Source organism: Burkholderia cepacia, assembly GCF_029962485.1.
GTDB lineage: Bacteria > Pseudomonadota > Gammaproteobacteria > Burkholderiales > Burkholderiaceae > Burkholderia.
Genome location: NZ_CP073637.1, coordinates 1,435,601 through 1,455,629, shown reverse-complemented (window position 1 = coordinate 1,455,629; position 20,029 = coordinate 1,435,601). Strand labels below are relative to the sequence as shown.

The following is a 20,029-nucleotide window of genomic DNA, read 5'->3' as shown; positions in this document are numbered from 1 at the left end:
ACAGCTCAGGCCGGCGGAAATTTTTTCGACGGACTCACGAACGGGCCGGCACGACCGTCGCCCAGTAGCGCGTCAGGTAGTGGACGTCGATCGGCAGCGTCGCCTTCAGCGTGTCGAGCACGCGCTCGGGATCGTCGAGCGGATAGGTGCCCGACACGCGCAGGTCGGCCACGGCCGCATCGCAGCGCAGGCTGCCGCGCCGATACCGGTCGAGCTCGGCGACGAGGTCGGCCAGCCGCATGCGCGACGCGACGAGCATGCCGCCCGTCCACGCGGACGCATGCGGATCGAGCGGCGCCGGCGCGCCGATCGCATCGCGCGTGAAATCCGCGCCCTCTCCCGCCGCGATCACGCGCGTGCCGGCCGTCGCCTCGACCGGCTGTACGCGTACCGCGCCGGCGAACACCTCGACGCGTGTCGCGCCGTCGCGCTGCCGTACCGCGAAGCGCGTGCCGAGCGGCTGCAACTCGCCTTGCGCGGTCGCGACGACGAGCGGCCGCGCGGGTACGCGATCGTCATGGCCGCTCGTCACCATGATCGTGCCGCGCAGCAGCCGCAGGTGGCGCGCCGCGTCGTCGAAACGCACGTCGAGCGCGGTGTCGGTATCGAGCACGACGGTCGTGCGATCCGCGAGCGTCACCGTGCGTCGCTCGCCGACCGCCGTGCGCAGATCGGCCGGCCAGATTGCCGCGCGCCGCGCGGGCTCTGCCATCCATGCCGCGCCGCCCGCGAACAGCAGCACGGCCAGCGTCTTTACGGCCGCGCGGCGGCGGCCCGCACGCGGCGGCAGCAGCGCCGCATGCGCGGCCTGCGGATCGAGCCCGGCCGCGAGCCGGCCGAAGCGGCCCTGCATCGTTTCAATATGTCGCCACGCCGCGTCATGCGCCGGATCCTCGGCGCGCCAGCGCGCGAGCGCGGCGGCGAACGCGTCGTCGGTACGGCCGGCCTGCCGGTCGACCCACCATTCGACGGCGCGACGCGCGACGTGCGGCGGCACCGCCGGTGCGCCTGGGGCGGCCATCGGTCAGGCCGCCATCGCGAAGAAGCACTGCGTGCCGGCCTTCACGAGATAGCGCTTCACCGTCGCAAGCGACACGCCGAGTTCGCGCGCGATCTCGGCCTGCGTGAGCCCGTCGAGTTGCGCGAGCAGAAACGCACGCTTCGCCGCGAGCGGCAGGCCGTCGAGCAACTGGTCGATTTCGAGCAGCGTCTCGAGCACGACGGCCCGCTCTTCCGGCGACGGCGCATACGCTTCGGGGCGCTGCGCAAGCACGTCGAGATACGCACGCTCGATCTGCTCGCGCCGCCAGTGATTGCTCAGCACGCGCTGGGCAACCGTCGTCAGGAACGCGCGCGGCTCGTCGGCACCGATCGGCTCGTCGCGTGCGAGCAGGCGCATGAACGTATCGTGCGCGAGATCGGCCGCGCGATGCGCGCAACCGAGCTTCCGGCTCAGCCAGCCGCGCAGCCACGCATGGTGGCCGGCATAGAGGGCGTCGATTTCTCGATGGAGGGACAGCTTGTCAGCGGACATGGCCGGGTTCCGGGGTGCGCAGGCGTCAACGATTCTGTAAATGAGAATGATTATTATATACAAAAGTAAGCTTGCGGCCTCGGTTTCGATGCGCCCCGATGCGCGCGGCGACGATCAGGTCGCGCCGGGGGCGAAGCCGCGATGTCTCCGCCGGGCGCGGGCGATACGTCCCTAACACACCCATTACAGTCCGGCCAATTCAATTCATTCAATAATTAATTGACGGATCAATAACAATATCCGGATCACCGCCATTCCCCGATCGATTGCACGGAATTGTCACGGGATATGCAAGGCGCAATGGAGAAATCGCGAAATGACAACCAATTGATACGCGATTCTCAATAATTCAAATCCCTCAATAGCGTATATCGGAGGACGTCTCTGTCTGCGTCAGACCACAAAAGAGAATTTCATTTTTGCCGTTTGATTACGGCTCTGTAGTCTCCTGCCATTCCGGATCACGAACACGAGCGCAATGCGCAAGGAGATGAGATGAAACGCACGACCCTCTCGCTGATTTCGATCGCGTCATTCGCCGCGATACCGGTCGCACATGCGCAGTCGAGCGTCACGCTGTACGGCGTGATCGACACGTCGATCACCTACGTGAACCATGCGCAGGGCAAGGACAACGCGTGGATGCTCGGCAACAGCAGCGCGGGCAACCTGGCTGGCAGCCGCTTTGGCGTGAAAGGCACCGAGGATCTCGGCGGCGGGCTGAAGGCGCTGTTCCAGCTCGAGAACGGCTTCGACCCGAGCAACGGCCGACAGGGCCAGGGTGGCCGCATGTTCGGCCGTCAAGCCTTCGTCGGCCTGACGAGCGACCGCTACGGCACGCTCACATTCGGCCGCCAGTACGATCCGCTCGTCGATCTCGTGCAGGGCATCACCGCCGACAACTATCTGGGCAGCGTGTTCGCGACGCCGGGCGACGTCGACAACTACGACAACAGCTTCCGCGTCGACAACGCGGTGAAGTACACGTCGGCCGTCTATTCGGGCCTGCAGTTCTCGACGATGTACTCGTTCGGCGGCATTGCCGGCAGCACCGGTGCCGCGCAATCGTATTCGGCCGCCGTGTCGTACAACAACGGGCCGTTCAGCGTCGCGGGCGGCTATTTCCACGCGACCAACAGCCCCGCGTCGAACGGCCTGCGCAACGGCTGGACCAGTTCGTCGGACGGCACGTTCGACGGCCCGATCAACAACGGCTATGCGAGCGCCCACTCGATCGGCATCGCGCGCATCGCGGGCCAGTACGTCGCCGGCCCGTTCACGTTCGGCCTCGGCTACAGCAACGCGCAGTACCGCCGCGATGCGAGCTCGGCATTCAATTCGAACGAGCACTACAACACCGGGCAAGGCTTCGTGAATTACCAGGCGACGAATGCGCTGCTGGTCGGCCTCGGCTACAGCTATACGCGCTCGGGCGGCGATACGTCGGCGACCTATCACCAGGTATCGGCCGGCGCGGACTACAACCTGTCGAAGCGCACCGACGTCTACCTGACCGCCGCGTACCAGCATGCGAGCGGACAGACCGGCGACGGCAACGGCGGGTCGATGGCCGCGCAGGCGTCGATCGGTTCGTATGGCTACGCGGGCACGAGCTCGCAGACGATGGTCAACCTCGGCCTGCGTCACCGCTTCTGATGAAAAACGACCGGTCGCGCGCGGCGCGGCCGGTCGAATCCGCATGGCGTACACGGCGGCTTCGGCCGCCGTTGCTTTTTGCCGCTTTCATTCGAGCCGGACAAGGATTGCCCGGTGAAATCCTTTCCACGCAATTCAGTACGGCGCTCACGGTACGACTGACGTCGTGCGTCAGGTTTCGATCGCCGCCATCGCACTGGCATTCACCGAAAATCCGGCCATTTTTACCGATCAGGCATCGTCACACCGCGTGATCCGACGCGATAAAAATGCGTGGCGAACGCGTGGACAAATGCAAAGGAAAGTTTGACGCGAGCCATTTGTCTGCCCGCTATGGCACACTTCGCGTCTCTCGTCATTTCCTTGCACCGGGCGGCCGGATTCCGCCCCATCCTGCCATGCCGCGTCATACAACCCGTTCGATCAGCCGCGAAACGCTGACAATCGCCTCGACGATTGCGATGTCGTGCGCGCTGCACGGCGTCGCGCGAGCCGATTGCCTCGACGACGCGGCCGCGTTCCAGCACGTGAGCGTCAGCCTGATGCGCGGCATCGCGCAGGTCGAATCGGGGATGAATCCGAACGCCGTCAACACCAATACGAACGGCACGGTCGACATCGGCCTGATGCAGATCAACAGCACGTGGCTGCCGACGCTCGCGCGCGAGGGCATCACGCGGGAAAGCCTGTTCGATGCATGCACGAACGCGTATGTCGGTGCGTGGATCCTGTCGCAGAACATCCGCCAGCTCGGCCCCAACTGGAACGCGATCGGCGCGTACAACTCCGCCTCGCCAGACAAGCGCCTCGCGTATGCGCGCAAGGTCTATGATGCAATCCGGACCATGCCGGATTCGCCGGATACTCCCATGCCTATCCTGCCCCCCTCATTTACGCCGCCGCAACAGGCACAGGCGTACAACCCGTTCGCGAGCCTGAGCGTGTCCGCGTCGCAGCCGGTCACGCGTCCGCGCACGATCTCGTCGGCCCCGCCGCCGCCGCCGCCGCAGGGCGGGCCCGCGGGCCCGGCCGGCACGTACAACTTCGGCTGGACGGTCACCGGTGCCGATCAGGCGAAGCCGACCCAGGTGTTCGACGACGGTTCGCGAATCTACGTGCAGTTCAGCGACATGAAGCACTTGCCGGCGATCTTCACCGAAACGTCGTCGGGGCGCGTGCTGATGTCGTGGGAGCTGCAGTTCCCGTATGCCGTCCTGACACGTCCCGCGCAAACGTTAATCTTCCAGCTCGGGCCGTTCGAGGCGCGCGCGCAGCGCGGCGCAGCCGGGGGCGCGGGCGTGACCGCGCAGGCCGGAACGACAGGCACGGCAGCGGCCGCCGCGTCGAAGAAGCCTGCCAGTACGGCGGCGAACGCGACGACGAATGCGGCAGCCGGTACGGCGTCAAAACGCACGGCGTCGGCCGATGCGCTGTGGTATCTGAATACGCCGTCGACATCGGCGGCGGCCTCGCCATCGACGGCGAATCTTCCCGCCACGCTGCCGACGGCTGTCACGTCGATCACGCCGCCGCCCGCGCCGGCTCAAGCGCCGGCTGCGGCTGCCCAGCCTTCGCGCGTCAGCACGGACGCGCTGTGGTACATCTCGAAGTGACGCGCCTTCGCTCGCGCGTCTAGCGCGTCACGTCGGTGCTGTCGCCTCACCCGCGCCGCACCCAGATCACCTTCCCGTCGCGAATGCCGAGATTCCGGCGCTCCTCGCGGTAGTCCATCGTGCCCGGCAGCGATTTTCCGTCGCGCTCGAGCACGCGCCACAGGCAGCCGTCGAGCAGCGTGGCCGCGTCGGCCTCGGATTTGCCGACCAGCGCGTCGTCCGGCGCCGCGTCCGCCTTGCACGCGCTCACGGCGCCCGACGGCGCGGGGTTCATCACCGCGCCGCCGGCGGTGGCGTTGGGGTGCTTCGTGTTCATGTCCGCACATCCTGCAAAGGTTGCGCTCGCAACGAGTGCAACGAGCATCGCGATCGTGTTCTTCATCGGTTTCTCCCAGTCTCGGCCCGGCGTGCCGTGTGCGGCCTTCGTGCACGGCCGGGCATCGCATGAATGATCGGTGCCGCGCGCCGCCGGCCGTTTCCTGACGAAAGCCGGCCAGCGAATGTCGCGGTGACGCGACCCGGCCCGGCCGTGTCGGCGAACCGGGTCGCAAGTCCGGTATCGCGCCGGATCCGCCTGCATGTTACCGCACGCAATTCGCCGCGACGGCTGCAACGCCGGCGCCCACGCATCCCGTGCGGCATGCGCGCGCCGGCACCCCGCTCAGAACTTGTAGGTCACGCCCGCAATCCCGTAGTAGTTGCTGCGCGACTGAACGATCGGACTGTCGCCGTAGCGACCCAGCAATCGCGTCACGCCGCCGGTCGCGAGCACCGACCAATGCTGCGACAACGTCCAGTTCCACGCGACCGCCATCGACGCACTGTCGATCCCGCCGCTCGTCGAATACGGCCGGAACCGGCTCGTCATCGACTGCGCATCGGTCACGCCGTAGAACGTCTGCGTATAGCGCCCCGAGCCCGCGTGCACGGTGCCCGTCACGATGATCTCGTGCTGCGCGGTCTTGAACACCGGCACCGCGAGATCCATGTGCCCCGACACGCCGCGCGACGTGTGCGTCACCGGTGAATCGATCGTGACGCTCAGTTCGGCCGCATTGAAAAGCGTCACGCCCGCGCGCACGCCGACCAGCACCGAACCCGGAATCCGGCCCATGCCCTTCAGGTAGTCGGAGCCCGGCAGGTCGAAGCGGTTCTCGTCCGCGCGGCCGGCGTCGTAGCTCACGGCCGCCGATACGAACACGCCATGCGGCAGGTCCAGCCGGTAACCGGCGCCCTGCGTGCCGTCGATGAAGAAGCCGTTGCCGAACTTCGCGGAGAACGACGGCGCGACGACCCCGCGATACTGGTTGCTGCCCGGGTAGCGCGGTGCGACACCGCCGCCGAGCGACAGCGAATACTGGTTTTCCGCGTGGGCGGCGGCGGCAAGGGTCAGGCCGGCGAGCGGCATGCAATAGCGGTAGCGGCGGAGGAGTGGGCGCACAATATTGAGATAAGAGTGACGGAGCCCGCAGTCTAGGTGTCGCCCTGCGCCGAGACTGTCCTGAATCTGCGGAGAATCTGTGCTCAATTGTGTTCGATTGTTCGAGATTGTCGTCCGAGTCCCCCGCCCTCCGGTGCGCCGGATAGAATTCGCGTGCCGCGCCGCCCCTCAGCCTGCCGGGTGCGAGATGGCGCGTGCATCCTGAGGAGACCATGAACGAAGACCTGCTCAAATACCGTGTGCTGCTGATCGAGGACGACGACCGTCTCGCGCAGCTTGTCCGCGAATACCTCGACGGCTACGAATTCGCGGTGACGGTCGTACGACGCGGCGACCTCGCCGTCGCGGCCGTGCGCGAGCACCAGCCGGCCCTCGTGATCCTCGACCTGATGCTGCCGAACCTCGACGGGATGGAAGTCTGCCGGCGCATCCGTGCGTTCACCAACGTCCCCGTGCTGATCCTGACCGCGCGCGCGGACGTCTACGACCAGGTTGCCGGCCTCGAGACCGGCGCCGACGACTACGTGACGAAACCGCTCGAGCCGCGCGTGCTCGTTGCGCGCGCCCGTGCGCTGTTGCGCCGCGCGCAGCCGGCCGCCGCCGAAGCGCCCGTTGCCGCGCCGGAGGCCCTCGTGTTCGGCGAACTGACGATCTCGCCGCCGAACCGCACCGTCACCTGGCGCGGTGATCCTGTCGACCTGAAGACGGCCGAATTCAACCTGCTGCTGATCCTCGCGCGCGCGGCCGGCACCGTACTGAGCCGCGACGACATCCTGAAGCAGTTGCGCGGGATCGAATTCGACGGACTCGACCGCTCGGTCGATTCGGGCATCTCGAAGCTGCGCCGCCGGTTCGAAGATGCGTCATCGGAACCGCACAAGATCAAGACGATCTGGGGTCGCGGCTATCTGTTCAGCCCTTCCGCGTGGGACGAATAAATGCTGCGCCCGTTGATCAGGCTGTACCTCATCGTGATCGTGTGCGTCGCCGCCTCGATCGTGTTCATCCAGCTGGCGTTCGACCGGATCTTCTACGACCGCGTCGCACAGGCGCAGCGCGACTCGCTGACGACCTATTCGTTCGTGCTGAACGACTACCTCGAGCGCCATCCGGGCACGCAGCGCGAGCTTGCGCTGCGCGAGCTCGCACTGCACGGCAACGAAGGGTTCGGCTTCATGTCGATGGCCGACGCGCGCGCACAACTGAGCGGTACACCGCTGCGCGATCTCGATGCCGGCAGGATCGCGATCAGCTACAACGGCAAGGATTACTATATGCCGCTCGCGGACGGCTCCGTGCTGCACGCGCGCCCGATCGAGCCGCCGGACCTCGACATCCGGATCTATGCGTACCTGTTGCTCGCGCTCGCGACGCTGTTTGCGGTCGTGCTTTGGATTCACTATCACTGGCGCGACATTCGCAGGCTGCAGGATGCGGCGCGCGCGTTCGGCGCCGGCACGCTGTCGACACGCGTGAAGCTGTCGGGCAAGTCGAACATCTACGATCTGTCGCAGCAGTTCAACGACATGGCCGCGCGCATCGAGGCGTCGATCAAGCAGCAGCGCGAAATGATGCACGGCATCTCGCACGAGCTGAAAACGCCGCTGGCCCGGCTCGAATTCGGGCTCGCGCTGCTTGCCGAGCCCGATGAAACCGGACGGATGCGCGAACGCCGCGATGCACTGCGGCGCGACGTGCGCGAACTCGACGAACTCGTTACCGAGCTGCTGACGATCGGCCGCCTGGAACAGGGTGCGAGCGAGCTTTCGCCGATGGAGATCGACGTCGACGCGCTGATCGACAGCGTCGCCGGAAATGTCGCGAACGATGTCGCCGATCGCGGAATCACGCTTGACGTATCGGCGCTCGGTGCGCCCGCGACCCACGTGTGCGATCCGAAGCTCGTCGCCCGCGCGCTGCTGAACCTGATCCGCAACGGCGCACGCTATGCGTCGCACAAGGTCCTGCTGGCCGCTGCCAGCGACGCGACCGGCGCGCTCGTGCTCAGCGTCGACGATGACGGCCCCGGCATTCCGGCCGCCGAACGCGCGCGCGTGTTCGAACCGTTCCAGCGGCTCGACTCCAGCCGCGACCGGCAGACCGGCGGTTTCGGTCTCGGGCTCGCGATCGTGCGGCGCGTCGCGCAGGTGCACGGCGGTGACGTGCGGCTCCTGGATTCGCCGCTCGGCGGCGCACGCTTCGTCATCACGCTGCCCGCGCTGACGATGCCGGACAGCCTCTTCGACGTGCCCGGCACCGATTCACGCGCCGATATGCCCGGCGCCGGCAAGCGCACGGCCAAGCCGTCGCGATGACAGGCACGGCGGGCCGCCGCTCCGCCCTCGCCTGGCAGGATCCGACCGGATTGCGCCGCTCAGCGGCGGCGCAGCAACGCGACGAAGAACAGGCTGCCGAATAGCGCAGTGACGATACCGATCGGCAAATCCTCCGGCGCAGCAAGCGTGCGGGCCGCGACATCGGCCCACACGAGCAGGATCGCGCCCGTCAGCGCGGCGACCGGCAACAGCCGGCCGTGCTCGGCGCCGACGACGCGCCGGCACAGATGCGGCGTCACGAGCCCGACAAAGCCGATCGCACCGCTCACCGCGACCATCGCGCCCGTCGCGAACGACGCGATGACGAACACCTCGCGCCGCATCCGCGCGCTCGGCACACCGAGCGACGCCGCGGCAACATCGCCGGACATCAACGCATTCAGTTCACGCCGTCGCGCGTACAGCGCACTGCCGGCGAGCACCGCGCACACGGCCGGAACCGGCAGCAAATCCCAGCGCGCGAGCCCGACGCCACCGAGCATCCAGAACAGCACCGACGACGCGGCGCGCTGGTCGCCGAGATACAGCAACAGGTTGCCGAATGCGGCCATCATGAACGACACCGACACGCCCGCGAGCAACAGCCGGTCCGATTCGAGCCGCCCGCCCCGGTGAGCGAGCGCGACGACGCAGGCGGTTGCCGCGAGCGCGCCCGCGAACGCGGCGGCCGACAGCGTGAACGGGCCGAACGCCGCACCGACCACCACCGTGACCGCGACGGCGCCGAGCATCGCGCCCGCACTCACGCCGAGCAGGTGCGGATCGGCCAGGCGATTTGCGGTGGCCGCCTGCAACGCGACGCCGACCGCTGCCAGCGTCGCGCCGACGATCGCGGCCAGCAGCGCACGCGGCATCCGGATAAGCCACACGATGCTGTCGTCGCCCGCGCCCGCCGCGAACGCGCCGGCCCCGCCGACCGCCGATGCGATGTGCGTGGCGACGATCCGCACCGCCGCCGTCATCGCGATCGGCGCCGGACCGAACGCGGCCGACACGACGATCGACACGATCAGCAGCACGGCCAGCGCCGGCAGCACGACGCGCATGCGGGGCCGCGATGCACGCATATACCTGCTCATCGCGCCGGCCCGGCGAACGCGGCCGGATACAGCGCGCGCGCCAGCGTCTCGACGGCCGCGACGTTCTCGGGGCCCGGTGTCGCCGCATCGTACGGAATCACGACGAAGCGCCGGTCGCGGATCGCGGCCACGCGCGCGAGCGCCGGCTGGCTCAGCAGGAACTGCTGCTTCTGCGCGGCCGTCACCGCCGAATAGTCGACGATCACGATCACCTGCGGATCGCGCGCGACCACGCTCTCCCAGCTCACCTGCGTCCAGCTGCGCGGCAGGTCGTCCATCACGTTGCGCGCACCGGCCGCCGCCAGCAACGCGGTCGGCATCGCGAGCCCGCCCGCGGTCATCGGCTTGTCGGTGCCGCTGTCGTAGACGAACACGCGCAGCGGCGTCGGCTGCCCGATCGCGCGCGACACCGTCGCGAGGCGCGCGCGCATCGCGGCGACGACCTGCCCGGCGCGCGCCTCGACGCCGAAGATCCGGCCGAGATTGTTCAGGTCGCGAAACACGTCGTCGAACGACGCGGCCGATTGCTTCATCACGTGCGAACACGATTCGGTCAGTTCATAGGTACGAATGCCGAACGGCGCGAGCGTCGCGGGCGTCACGGGGCCGCCGACATGCATCCCGTAGTTCCAGCCCGCGAGATAAAAGTCGGCGCGTGCGGCGGCCAGCACCTCGAGCGACGGATACTGGCTCGCCAGTTCGGGCACGCCACGCAATGCGTCGCGCACGCGCGCGGTGCCCGTCTTCCAGCCACCGATGCCCGTATAGCCGACGAGCCGGTCCTTCAGGCCGAGCACGAGCATCATCTCGGTCAGGTTCACGTCGTTGCTCACCGCGCGCGCCGGCGCACGCTCGAACGTCACGTCGCGCTCGCAACTGCGCACGGTGACGGGATAAGCGCCGGCTTGAGCGGCGGCGCAGCCGAGCACGGCGGCCGCAACCAGCCGGCGTACGACAGAGGACAAAGGCAACGGCATGGCGGTCATTCCGGATGAAGCGGCGTGATGCGCGGCCGGCCCGAGACGGGATGCCGATCGACGAGCACGGTGACGCCGAACACGTCGCGCAGCAGCGCTTCGGTCAGCACGTCGCCCGGCGCGCCGGACGCGACGACCCGGCCGTGCGCGAGCACGTGGAGCCGGTCGCAGTACGCGGCCGCAAGATTGAGGTCGTGAATCGTCGCAAGCGTCGCGATGCCGAGGCGACGCACGCGTGCGAGCAGTTCGAGCTGGTGACGCAGGTCGAGATGGTTGGTCGGTTCGTCGAGCAGCAGCAGTTCGGGCTGCTGCGCGAGCGCGCGGGCCAGCAGCGCGCGCTGCTTCTCGCCGCCCGACAGCGACGCGAAGCGTTGCGCGCGGCGCTCGACGAGGCCGACGTCGTGCAGCGCGGATTCGACGATGCGGCGATCGTCGGCCGACTCGGCATCGAACGGCCGCTTGTGCGGCGTGCGCCCCATACCGACCAGTTCGTCGACCGTCAGCCCGAAATCGTCCGGCGTCTCCTGCTGCAGCACCGCGACGCGCTGCGCGACCGCGCGCGGCCGCATGCGCCATACGTCCTGCGCATCGAGCGCGACGCGGCCCGCGTCGGGCCGCGCGTAACGGAATATGCAGCGCAGCAGGCTCGTCTTGCCGCTGCCGTTCGGGCCGACCAGCCCGACGAACTCGCCTTCGGCGACCGTCAGCGTCACCGAATCGAGCACGTCGATCGCGCCGCCGGGAGACCAGCTCACGCGTTCGATGTCGAGCATGTGGGTGACGGGATGCACGTCGCGCCGCACTAGAAGCGCATCGTCGCGACGAGCTCCGCCGAGCGCGACGGGCCGAGCAGCCATTGCTCGCCGCCATTCGACGTCGTCACCGCGTACGTACGGTTCGCGAGATTGCGCAGATACAGCGCGAGCTCGGTGCGCGACGTCGGCTGCCAGCGCAGCGACGCATCGAACACCGTGTACGACGGCACCTGCAGGCGGTTCGCATCGTCGCCGTAGGTCGCGCCGACGTAGCGCACGCCCGCGTTCGCCTGCCAGCGTTCGGCGAACGCCCAGCCGAGCCACAGGTTCGCGGTCTGCTGCGGCACGTTGGACGGCACGTTACCGGCCCGCGACACCGTCGCGCCGCCGACCGTCTGGTTGAATTCGTCGTAGCGTGCGCGCAGCAGCGCAACGTTCGCGTCGATCGTCCAGCCGTGCGGCAGCCGCACGCCCCCCGTCAACTCGACGCCGCGCGACGATTGCCGGCCGACCTGCTGGCGCAGCGCGGGATTGAACGGATCGGTACTGAGCAGATTGCGCTTCGTGATGTCGTACACCGCGAAGGTCCAGTACGCGCGGCCGTCGAGCAGCGTCTGCTTGAGCCCGGCCTCCCACTGTTCACCGGTCGCGAGCCGGTAGTGCGCCTGCGACGCGGACAGCGTCACGAGCGAGCCGAGCCCTTCCGCGCCCGTCGTGTATTGCGCATACGCGCTGAGCGTCGGTGCAACTTCGAACACGAAACCGGTACGCCAGCCGACGTTCGCGAATCGCTTGTCGAAGCCCGCGCCGGTGGCCGCCTGCTCGCGGCTGAATGCAATGTGGTCGTAGCGCAGGCCGCTCACCCATGCGAGCCGCGGCAGCACTTCGAGCCGGTTTTCCGCGAAGACCGCGGCCTGCCGCGCCCGTGTGCTGAATTGCGGCACCGTCGGATCAGGGCTCGTGAATGCGCCGGGATCGAAGCCGTGCGCGGGCACCGTCGATTCGCCGCCGTACGGCGAGTTGTTGGTGCCGCTGAACGTGATCTGGCTGAATTCCGTGCCGACGACGAAGCGGTTCGCACGGCCGAACAACGTGCCGTCGAAACGCGCGCTCAGCCGGTCGCCGATCTGCCGCTGGTGGTGGCCGATGTCGAGATAATCGCTGCGCGTGACTTGCCCCGTCGCCGGGTCGAGCGCATATGCCTCGGCATTGCGCCAGTGACGGTTCGACGTCAGGTAGTAGAGCTGGTTGTCGATCGTCACGCCGGCCGTCGGCCGGTAGCTGGCGGACAGACGCGTCCACTGGTCGTAGTAGGAAATCGTCGCGTCGCCGACGTTGTAGTTGAGCTTGCGCAGCGACGGATCGAGCACGCCGTTCGGCGCCGGCACGCCGTAGTAGGTCGCCGGCATCTGGCGGCCGTAGTCGTAGTCGAGCGTCAGCGTGAGCTGCGGGCTCACGTCGAACTTCAGCGCGCCGCCGATGGCCGTCGTATGCGTATCGGCCCGCTCGGCGAGGCCGTTCGCACGCGCATCGCTCGCATAGAAACGGTAAGACAGCCGCGGGCCGAGCGCGCCCGTCGTATCGAACGCAAAGCGCTTCGCGCCGTCGGCGCCGACACCAACCTGCAGCGTCGTCTCGCGCATGCGCTGCGGCCGCTTCGGCACCACGTTGACGACGCCGCCGATCGCGCCTTCGCCATACAGCACCGATGCCGGGCCGCGCAGCACCTCGATGCGCTCGACCGACCATGTGTCGAACGGGAACGTGATCGTGCCGGCCGCCGGCATCAGCCGCACGCCGTCGAGCAACGTCATCACCGATTCCTGCCCGCTGAAGCCGCGCACGCTCAATGCGGTGCCGCCGGTACCGGGCGCCATCGCGCTCGAAAAGCCGGCGGTGCGCGTGACCTGACCGCGTCGAGCACCGTGCGATCGCCGCGTGCTTCGATCGCGTCGGCCGTGACGGTTTCGACGCTCGCGGGTGTATCGAGGCTCGCGAGCCCCAGCCGTGAACCCGTTGCGAGCGGCTGCGTCAACGGGTCGACGGGCGCGGATGGCGCGCTGACGTTGATCGCCGGCAGCGCGTGCCGGTCGTCCGGCGCGGGTGCGGCGGCTTCCGCGGCCAGCGCGCCGGACGTGGCCATCGCGCAGCCCAGCAGCGTGCAGCTGCGCGCGGCGCGTGCGCGCCAACTCCCGCCGTCGCGGTCCGAGGCAAAATCGCGCCGCGTGCGCCGCACCGTCCTGTTCCTGGTTTTCGTCACTTCGTATCGATCGTCGTGTGGCTTCGTCGCGTGCGGCCGTGCCCGGCAAACCGGGCCGGCCCGCGGCGAAAACATCAGATGATACAATATATCATTTTGATTGTCAGTTTTTTGTCAGGTTGATCGCGCGATCGGCCGCGCCGTCACGACCGCGCGAGGGTTGTCGTTCGCGCGAGCCGGGCCGGCGCAGTTTCCTTCAGCGCCAGCACGACGAACAGGCCGAGCACCAGCGCCCCCATCCCGAGCTGCATGATGTACTGGATGCCGAAGTGCTTTGCGACGTAGCCCGCGACCGACGGGGCGATGCCGCCGCCGAAGATTTCGCCGACGCCGATCACGAGCCCGGACGCCGTGGTCATCAGTTGCGCCGGCACGGCTTCCGCGCTGATCGGCCCGACGGTCAGCGTGATCATCGCGAACACGAAGAAGATCGTGGCCAGGAGCCCCGCGAACAGCGCGACCGGCTCTGCCCCCGTGCGAGACAACGACCACAGCGACACGAACGCACCGAGTACCGACAGCACCATCACCGGCCGGCGGCCGATCCGGTCGGACAGCGCCGGCATCGCGATCCCGCCGAGCGTACCGCCGATGCCCGTTGCGGACAGCACGAAGCCCATCTGCTGGAGGCTCAGGTGCAGATAGTCGGTCAGGTAGTTCGGCAGCAGCGCGCTCAGCACGATCAGGCAGGTCAGCCAGCACAACATCCCGACGAAGCAGAGCGGCACGTTGCGGTAGCGCAGCACGTCGCGCCAGCGATGGCTGCCGGCATCAGCCGTATCGGTATGCGCGGCCGCGCGCTCGGCGCTGGTGTCGCGCAACACCTTCCACGTCAACACGCACACGACGAGCCCCGGCACCGCGACCATCGCGAAGATCCAGTGCCACGGCACGACGCGCATCAGCTGCGTGACGACGATCGGCGCGATGCCGAGCCCGAAGAGCGGCAGCGCCGCCTGCTGGATGCCGACGTTGCGGCCGTGGCGCGCCGGGTCCGACGCATCGAGCGTCGCAGTGATGCTCGACGGCGTGTACGCGCCCTCCGCGAAGCCCATCACCGCGCGGATCGCCATCAGGCTGCCGACGCCCCACGCGAGTCCGCTCGCGCAGGCCAGGAGCGAAAAAGCGAGCATTGCCGGAAGGATGACCTTGCGGTGTCCGAAGCGGTCGGACAGGTTGCCGGTCAGCAGCGCGGACACCCCCCACGCGACCGACAGTGCGGCCGTGATGTGGCCGAGATCCTGGTAGTCGAGTTTCAGGTCCCGCATCATCACGGGAAAGAGCGGCATGATCATGAAGCGGTCGACGCCGACGAGCCCGAATCCGAGCGCGAGCAGCGCGACGATCTTCCATTCGTACGAGGTGTCCCGACCGGACACGCGTGCGTGATTCATCTGGTTTCTCCAAGGGTGCGCGAGGCCGAGCGGTCAGAACACGGTGTGCATGCCGATGCGTGCGATCGCCTGGTTCGCACCGGACGATGCACCGTCCGGATCGAGCACGCCGTTGATCTGCGCGTGCGCGCCGCTGCTCGCGCGCTGCCACGCGCCGCTCGCATAGACCATCGTCCGCTTCGACAAGTGATACTGGATCGTGGCCGTCAGCTGGTGCGCATGGTTGTCGTCGAGCGTCGCGTTGCCCTTCATGTACATGTAGTCCGCGCCGAGCGTCGTTGCGCCGGTCAGCTGCCACGTGCCGCCCACCTCGCCCATCCACGCGGCGCCACCCGATGCCGCGTTGCGGACCGTCGTGAACAGCGCGCTCAGGTTGGCCGCGCCGAACCCGTAACGCAGGCCAGCGCCCCAGTTGCGCACGCTGGTCGCGGGCGAGCCAGCCTGCGCGCCGTATTTTTCGTTCGTGTAAGCGGCGGCGGCGCCGAACGTGCCGATCGAGTAATCGGCGCCGACGCTCACGGTATTGTTCGCGCCAATGCTGCCCGGCACGCCGCCGAAGCCGTACAGCGCGCCGAACTTCAGCCCGCCGATCACGGGGCTCACGTACTTGACCGCGTTCGCGACGCGCTGGCTGCCGGCCATCCGGTCCCAGTCGAACGCGCCGGTCGGATTGCCCGGCAACGCGAGCTTCTGGAACGGGCCGTTGCGCAGGTTGTACAGGCCGCCGACGTCGCGCGCCGCGTCGACGCCACCGAAGAACAGCGTGTCGGCCATGAACTCGTACTGGTTGCCGAGCGTGACCGTGCCGTAACGGTCGTTCTGCAAGCCGACGAACGCGGTGCGCGCAAACAGCCCGTCGCCGATCGTCGCGCCCGAGCCGATCGCGATCTGACTGACGAGCTGGAAGATCGCGCGCGTGCCGCCGCCGAGATCCTCGCTGCCGCGCAGCCCGACGAGGCTCGGCGTGAAAATGCCGTCGTCGAACTTCGCGACGCCGTGACCGCCTTCGTTACTCACGTAACTGATGCCTGCATCGAGCAGGCCGAACAGCGTGACGCTGCTCTGCGCGGACGCCGCGCATGCATGCCCGAGCGCCAGCACGCCGATTGCACAGGTCTTCTTGCCGACCATCCTGATCTCCAAATATGATTCGTTATACTGATTGATATGAATAAAAAGGCGCCGTGCGCGCCGGCGCGAGCCGGCCGCATGCGGTGACGATCAGGCAGCTTCGGTGTTCTCGAAGAAATAGTCCGGGACGTCCGGGCCCCAGAGGTACAGCGAGTCCTCCGGCGGGTGGTCGCCGACCGGCCACTCGACGCCCGCACCGACATAGTCGATGTCGGCCGAATACTCCCAGAACGAGCCCCACGGATCGCGCACGTACTGGAAGTAGTTCGAGCCCAGCACGTGACGCCCGACACCCCAGCCTTGCGCATATCCCGCCCGCTGCATCTGCATCTTGCCGAGCCCGACGTCGTCGACGGCCGGCACGTCCCATGCGCTGTGATGCCAGCCCTTCGCGGTGCCCTGCGCGAACGCGATCAAGTGATGGTCGCTGCCATGGCGCGCGTGCAGGAACGCGACGATGCCCGCGGCGCCGTCCGACAGGCCGAGGCCGAGCGCCTGCTCGTAGAACGCGATCGCCCGGCCGATGTCGGGCGTGAACATCAGCACGTGCGACAGCCGCGCCGGATGCACGATCGGCGCATCGCCGCGAAACAGCGCGCCGCGCTGCGGCCGGATGCCGGTCGCGCGCGGCGGCGCCGGCTTGCAGCCGGGTGTCGTCTTCGCGCCCGTCTTCAGCTGCAGCAGGTTGCCGTCCGGATCCTCGAACCAGAAGCCGTCGTCCGCCGCCTGCCCTTCCGGCGCCGCCGCCGCGCGACCGCCCGCACCGAGAATCTGCGCGCGCAGCGGCACGAAATCGTCGGCGAAGCAGTTGAGCGACAGATATGCGAGCCGCTTGCGCGGCCCGTCGCGCAGCGTCGCCCACACGTGGCCGCCGGGTTCCGTGCGCAGCCGCAGTTCGTGCCCGGCTTCCTCGACGTCGAAGCCGAATGCCGTCACGAACCGGCGGGCCTCCGCGAGGCCCGGCACGTCGAGCGCGAAATGGTCGATGCTGTGGATGCCGAACGGGGCCCGCCTGCCTGGCCCGGTTGCAGCAGTCGTCGTCGCAGTCGTCATGCCGACCTCCGTTACGCTTCGGCCAGCGCGGCCGCATCGGCCTGCGCACGTGCACGCCCCGCGTCGCCGAGTATCCGCGCCATCACGCGGCGCAGCGCACCGGCCGGATCGTCCGCCATCGCTTCCGAACGCCACGCGACAAAGCGGTCGGGCCGCACCAGCACGCAGCCGTGATCCTCGATCTCGCGCTGCCGCGCCCAGTCGCCGTACACGTCGAACGTCGGCGTGCCGGGTGCGATCGACACCGCGCGGATCTCTATCCCGAACGCGTCGCCGGCCTGCTTCGCCGCGTCGAGCCACGCGTCCCCGCCGGCGCCCGTGAGCACCGTGAACGCGCCGTGGCCGACGAGATCGAGCGTCGATACCTGCTCGCCGCCGTGCTGGATCCACGCGTGCGGAATGGATGCGCCCGGCGTTGTCGTCGGATGATAGTAAAGCTCCGGATCGCGCGACGGAATCGGGAATGTCGCGCCGTCACGCACGATCGCGGATGACGTGTAGTGCTGGCCCAGCTCGACGCCGTGGCAGTTGAACTGGTAGTTCTGCAGCTCGACCGCATCGGCAAGCGTCTTGCGGCGCTTGCGGCCCGCGTCGTCCTCGGCGAACAGCCCGTCGAGCGCAGCCCAGCCTTCTTTCGCAGTCTGCCCTTCCGAGAAGCCGAGTGCCTGCGCGATCGGCAGCATCTCGCCGACCGATTTGATCGCACGATTCACGACCGTCTCGGCCACCGGCTGGCGTTCGTCCGAATAGGTCCGAAGGAGCGCGGGCGAGGCCTGCCCCTTCACGATCATCGCGAGCTTCCATGCGAGGTTGAACGCATCCTGCACCGACGTGTTCGAGCCAAGCCCGTTCGCCGGCGGATGGCGGTGTGCGGCGTCGCCGGCGATCGCGACGCGGCCTTTCACCATCGTGCGCGCGACCATCCGGTTGATCGTCCATTTCGACACGGCCTTCACGCGGATCGGGATATCGGGATCGCCGATCGTCGCGCGGGCCCTTGCGATCACCGCGTCGTGGCTCAGGTCAGGCTCGCCCTCCTTCGGGTTGTACATGAACAGCAGCACCCATTCGTTCCAGGGCCGCACGCAAATGTACGTACCGCTGCCGACCCAGTAGTCGCTGCCCGGCTGGCTCATCCAGTACAGCACGCCCGGGCGATGCGCGGTGTATTTCTCGAGGTCGACCTCGAGCCAGCAGTTCACCGCGCAGCCGAGCCCCATTTCGCCGTCGAGCTCGAAGCCGAGCTGCTTGACCACGGTGCTTTGCGCGCCGTCCGCGCCGACCGCGTAATCGGCGATCACCTCGATCTCCTCGCGCGTCACGACGTCGACGAGCTGCGCGATCACCGCGTCGTCCGTCTGGCGAATCGACACGAGTTCGGTGTTGAACAGGATGCGCGCCCCATACTCGCGCGCCGCGCCGAGGATCACCGGCTCGAGCAGGTGCTGCGGCGCATTGCACATCTGCGACGGGCTGGCCGCCTCGTAGTCGGCCTTGCGCCGCGTGCCGGTGCCCCAGGTCTGCAACCGCGCGATCTCGCGGCCCGCGAAGCTGGTCGCCCACACGTTGTTGGTCATCAGCTCGTTCGGCGTCGCGAGCGCGCGCACGCGCTCCTCGATGCCGAGATCGCGGAACACCTCGACGGTGCGCTGGTTCGTGATGTGCGCGCGCGGCGAATGGGCGGTGCCCGGATAGCGCGTGATCGCCAGCACGTCGACGCCGTACTTCGCAAGCAGCGCCGCGGTCGTCAGCCCGGCCGGCCCTGCGCCGACCACCAACACCGGAACTCGAATCTGTCTCATGTCTGCCTCAGTCTCTTGATGGATGCGTTCAACGGCCGGCGTTCATTGCGCCGCGTCTTCGTCGCGCACCGGATTGCGCAGGATGCCGAGCCCTTCGATCTCGACCTCGCACACGTCGCCGTCGCGCATGATCAGCTTCGGGTCGCGCGCCCAGCCGATGCCGGCCGGCGTACCGCTGACGATCACGTCGCCCGCTTCCAGCGTGATCGCCTCGCTGACGATCGCGATCAACGTCGCGACGTCGAACAGCATGTCGCTCGTGTTGGCCGACTGCACGACCTTGCCGTTCAGCCGCGTTTCCAGCCGCAGCCCGGCGCCGCCCGCCGGCAGCTCGTCGGCCGTCACGAGTGCGGGGCCGAAGGCGCCGGTGCCGTCGAAGTTCTTGCCGACCGTCCATTGCGGCGCCTTGAACTGGTACTCGCGCACCGAGCCGTCGTTGAACACCGAGTAGCCGGCCACGCACTCCAGCGCGCGCGCCTTCGGCACGTGACGTCCGCCGCTCTTCAGCACCACGGCCAGCTCGCCCTCGAAGTCCAGCGAATCGGACACGCGCGGCCGGATCATCGCCGCGCCGTGCCCGATCAGGCTCGTCGTGAAACGCGGAAACAGGGTCGGATAGGTCGGCTGCTCGTACGGGCTCTCCTTCGTGTGGTCCGCGTAGTTCAACCCGACGCAGATGATCTTGCCGGGCCGCGTGAGCGGCGGCAGCCACGTCACTTCGTCGACGTGGAAGGTTGGGCCGGCCGACGCCTGACGGTCGGCGAAGCCGGCCAGGTCGATACCGCTCGCGAGCAACTGTTCGAGCGTCGCATCGCCGAGCGACACGATGGTCGAGTCGCGCTGCACGCCGAGCATCCGTTTGCGGCCATCGGCCGAAAAATTCACGTAACGCATGACATCTCCAGATCAAGGGGGTCGCCGCCGGGCTGGCCGCGATTTAGATACAAATTTAGAAAATATATATATTTTCGTCTTTGCATGTTTACCCTAGGCTTCGC

At 68.0% G+C, this 20,029-nt stretch carries 16 protein-coding genes and 1 pseudogene; 4 read left to right on the top strand and 13 right to left on the bottom strand.

Annotation, left to right across the window (positions count from 1 at the left end; all coding sequences use genetic code 11):
• Positions 1-34: 34 nt before the first annotated feature.
• Both KEC55_RS06760 and KEC55_RS06755 read right to left on the bottom strand, forming a co-directional pair.
• The gene (locus tag KEC55_RS06760; protein WP_282507252.1) at positions 35-1,021 is read right to left on the bottom strand and encodes a FecR domain-containing protein; all 987 of its coding nucleotides are present in this window, start codon (positions 1,019-1,021) and stop codon (positions 35-37) included.
• 3 nt (positions 1,022-1,024) lie between these two features.
• Positions 1,025-1,534 (bottom strand): sigma-70 family RNA polymerase sigma factor, encoded by a 510-nt coding sequence (locus tag KEC55_RS06755; RefSeq protein ID WP_175844559.1) that lies wholly within the window; start codon positions 1,532-1,534, stop codon positions 1,025-1,027.
• 495 nt (positions 1,535-2,029) lie between these two features.
• Here KEC55_RS06755 and KEC55_RS06750 point away from each other — a divergent pair, with 495 nt between their 5' ends.
• Together KEC55_RS06750 and KEC55_RS06745 are read left to right on the top strand one after the other, a co-directional pair.
• Entirely contained in the window at positions 2,030-3,190 is a 1,161-nt protein-coding gene (locus tag KEC55_RS06750; protein ID WP_282507251.1) for a porin, read from the top strand.
• 398 nt (positions 3,191-3,588) lie between these two features.
• Positions 3,589-4,803, top strand: coding sequence for a transglycosylase SLT domain-containing protein (locus tag KEC55_RS06745; RefSeq protein WP_282507250.1), 1,215 nt, complete (start codon positions 3,589-3,591; stop codon positions 4,801-4,803).
• Positions 4,804-4,849: 46 nt separating this feature from the next.
• On the opposite strand, the gene KEC55_RS06740 is transcribed toward KEC55_RS06745, so the two are convergent.
• Positions 4,850-5,185: a hypothetical protein gene (locus tag KEC55_RS06740; RefSeq protein ID WP_282507249.1), complete on the bottom strand. Its 336-nt coding sequence runs from the start codon at positions 5,183-5,185 to the stop codon at positions 4,850-4,852.
• A 279-nt stretch (positions 5,186-5,464) separates the two neighbouring features.
• Positions 5,465-6,211, bottom strand: coding sequence for a MipA/OmpV family protein (locus tag KEC55_RS06735; protein WP_282507248.1), 747 nt, complete (start codon positions 6,209-6,211; stop codon positions 5,465-5,467).
• A 245-nt stretch (positions 6,212-6,456) separates the two neighbouring features.
• Here KEC55_RS06735 and KEC55_RS06730 point away from each other — a divergent pair, with 245 nt between their 5' ends.
• Positions 6,457-7,182 (top strand): response regulator, encoded by a 726-nt coding sequence (locus KEC55_RS06730; protein ID WP_282507247.1) that lies wholly within the window; start codon positions 6,457-6,459, stop codon positions 7,180-7,182.
• Positions 7,183-8,559, top strand: coding sequence for an ATP-binding protein (locus tag KEC55_RS06725; RefSeq protein ID WP_282507246.1), 1,377 nt, complete (start codon positions 7,183-7,185; stop codon positions 8,557-8,559). It abuts the gene before it with no gap.
• A 59-nt stretch (positions 8,560-8,618) separates the two neighbouring features.
• Here the strand turns inward: KEC55_RS06725 and KEC55_RS06720 are convergent, their stop codons facing one another.
• The 9 genes and pseudogenes from KEC55_RS06720 to KEC55_RS06680 all read right to left on the bottom strand — a co-directional run bounded on the left by KEC55_RS06720 (position 8,619) and on the right by KEC55_RS06680 (position 19,925).
• Positions 8,619-9,626 carry a FecCD family ABC transporter permease gene (locus KEC55_RS06720; protein WP_432626285.1) on the bottom strand — a complete coding sequence of 336 codons (1,008 nt, stop codon included), beginning with the start codon at positions 9,624-9,626 and terminating at the stop codon, positions 8,619-8,621.
• Positions 9,627-9,655: 29 nt separating this feature from the next.
• Positions 9,656-10,645, bottom strand: coding sequence for an ABC transporter substrate-binding protein (locus KEC55_RS06715; protein ID WP_282507244.1), 990 nt, complete (start codon positions 10,643-10,645; stop codon positions 9,656-9,658).
• On the bottom strand, positions 10,642-11,409 hold the full coding sequence (locus KEC55_RS06710; RefSeq protein WP_282507243.1) for an ABC transporter ATP-binding protein: 768 nt from the start codon (positions 11,407-11,409) through the stop codon (positions 10,642-10,644). Before KEC55_RS06710 ends, KEC55_RS06715 begins: the two co-directional genes overlap by 4 nt.
• A gap of 29 nt (positions 11,410-11,438) precedes the next feature.
• A pseudogene (locus KEC55_RS06705) lies at positions 11,439-13,534 on the bottom strand (TonB-dependent receptor).
• Between the two features lie 260 nt (positions 13,535-13,794).
• Positions 13,795-15,045 carry an MFS transporter gene (locus tag KEC55_RS06700; RefSeq protein WP_282507242.1) on the bottom strand — a complete coding sequence of 417 codons (1,251 nt, stop codon included), beginning with the start codon at positions 15,043-15,045 and terminating at the stop codon, positions 13,795-13,797.
• 33 nt (positions 15,046-15,078) lie between these two features.
• Positions 15,079-16,176 carry a porin gene (locus KEC55_RS06695; protein WP_282507241.1) on the bottom strand — a complete coding sequence of 366 codons (1,098 nt, stop codon included), beginning with the start codon at positions 16,174-16,176 and terminating at the stop codon, positions 15,079-15,081.
• A gap of 90 nt (positions 16,177-16,266) precedes the next feature.
• Positions 16,267-17,229, bottom strand: a complete 963-nt coding sequence (locus KEC55_RS06690) for a VOC family protein (RefSeq protein ID WP_282507240.1) — start codon at positions 17,227-17,229, stop codon at positions 16,267-16,269.
• 11 nt (positions 17,230-17,240) lie between these two features.
• Positions 17,241-19,031 (bottom strand): FAD-dependent monooxygenase, encoded by a 1,791-nt coding sequence (locus KEC55_RS06685; RefSeq protein ID WP_282507239.1) that lies wholly within the window; start codon positions 19,029-19,031, stop codon positions 17,241-17,243.
• Between the two features lie 42 nt (positions 19,032-19,073).
• Positions 19,074-19,925, bottom strand: a complete 852-nt coding sequence (locus KEC55_RS06680; RefSeq protein WP_282507238.1) for a fumarylacetoacetate hydrolase family protein — start codon at positions 19,923-19,925, stop codon at positions 19,074-19,076.
• Between the last annotated feature and the right edge of the window lie 104 nt (positions 19,926-20,029).

Coding starts and splice junctions, on each gene's coding strand:
- KEC55_RS06760 (WP_282507252.1), bottom strand. CDS start 1,021: ATGGCCGCCCCAGGCGCACCGGCGGTGCCGCCGCACGTCGCGCGTCGC.
- KEC55_RS06755 (WP_175844559.1), bottom strand. CDS start 1,534: ATGTCCGCTGACAAGCTGTCCCTCCATCGAGAAATCGACGCCCTCTAT.
- KEC55_RS06750 (WP_282507251.1), top strand. CDS start 2,030: ATGAAACGCACGACCCTCTCGCTGATTTCGATCGCGTCATTCGCCGCG.
- KEC55_RS06745 (WP_282507250.1), top strand. CDS start 3,589: ATGCCGCGTCATACAACCCGTTCGATCAGCCGCGAAACGCTGACAATC.
- KEC55_RS06740 (WP_282507249.1), bottom strand. CDS start 5,185: ATGAAGAACACGATCGCGATGCTCGTTGCACTCGTTGCGAGCGCAACC.
- KEC55_RS06735 (WP_282507248.1), bottom strand. CDS start 6,211: ATGCCGCTCGCCGGCCTGACCCTTGCCGCCGCCGCCCACGCGGAAAAC.
- KEC55_RS06730 (WP_282507247.1), top strand. CDS start 6,457: ATGAACGAAGACCTGCTCAAATACCGTGTGCTGCTGATCGAGGACGAC.
- KEC55_RS06725 (WP_282507246.1), top strand. CDS start 7,183: ATGCTGCGCCCGTTGATCAGGCTGTACCTCATCGTGATCGTGTGCGTC.
- KEC55_RS06720 (WP_432626285.1), bottom strand. CDS start 9,626: ATGCGCGTCGTGCTGCCGGCGCTGGCCGTGCTGCTGATCGTGTCGATC.
- KEC55_RS06715 (WP_282507244.1), bottom strand. CDS start 10,645: ATGACCGCCATGCCGTTGCCTTTGTCCTCTGTCGTACGCCGGCTGGTT.
- KEC55_RS06710 (WP_282507243.1), bottom strand. CDS start 11,409: ATGCTCGACATCGAACGCGTGAGCTGGTCTCCCGGCGGCGCGATCGAC.
- KEC55_RS06700 (WP_282507242.1), bottom strand. CDS start 15,045: ATGAATCACGCACGCGTGTCCGGTCGGGACACCTCGTACGAATGGAAG.
- KEC55_RS06695 (WP_282507241.1), bottom strand. CDS start 16,176: ATGGTCGGCAAGAAGACCTGTGCAATCGGCGTGCTGGCGCTCGGGCAT.
- KEC55_RS06690 (WP_282507240.1), bottom strand. CDS start 17,229: ATGACGACTGCGACGACGACTGCTGCAACCGGGCCAGGCAGGCGGGCC.
- KEC55_RS06685 (WP_282507239.1), bottom strand. CDS start 19,031: ATGAGACAGATTCGAGTTCCGGTGTTGGTGGTCGGCGCAGGGCCGGCC.
- KEC55_RS06680 (WP_282507238.1), bottom strand. CDS start 19,925: ATGCGTTACGTGAATTTTTCGGCCGATGGCCGCAAACGGATGCTCGGC.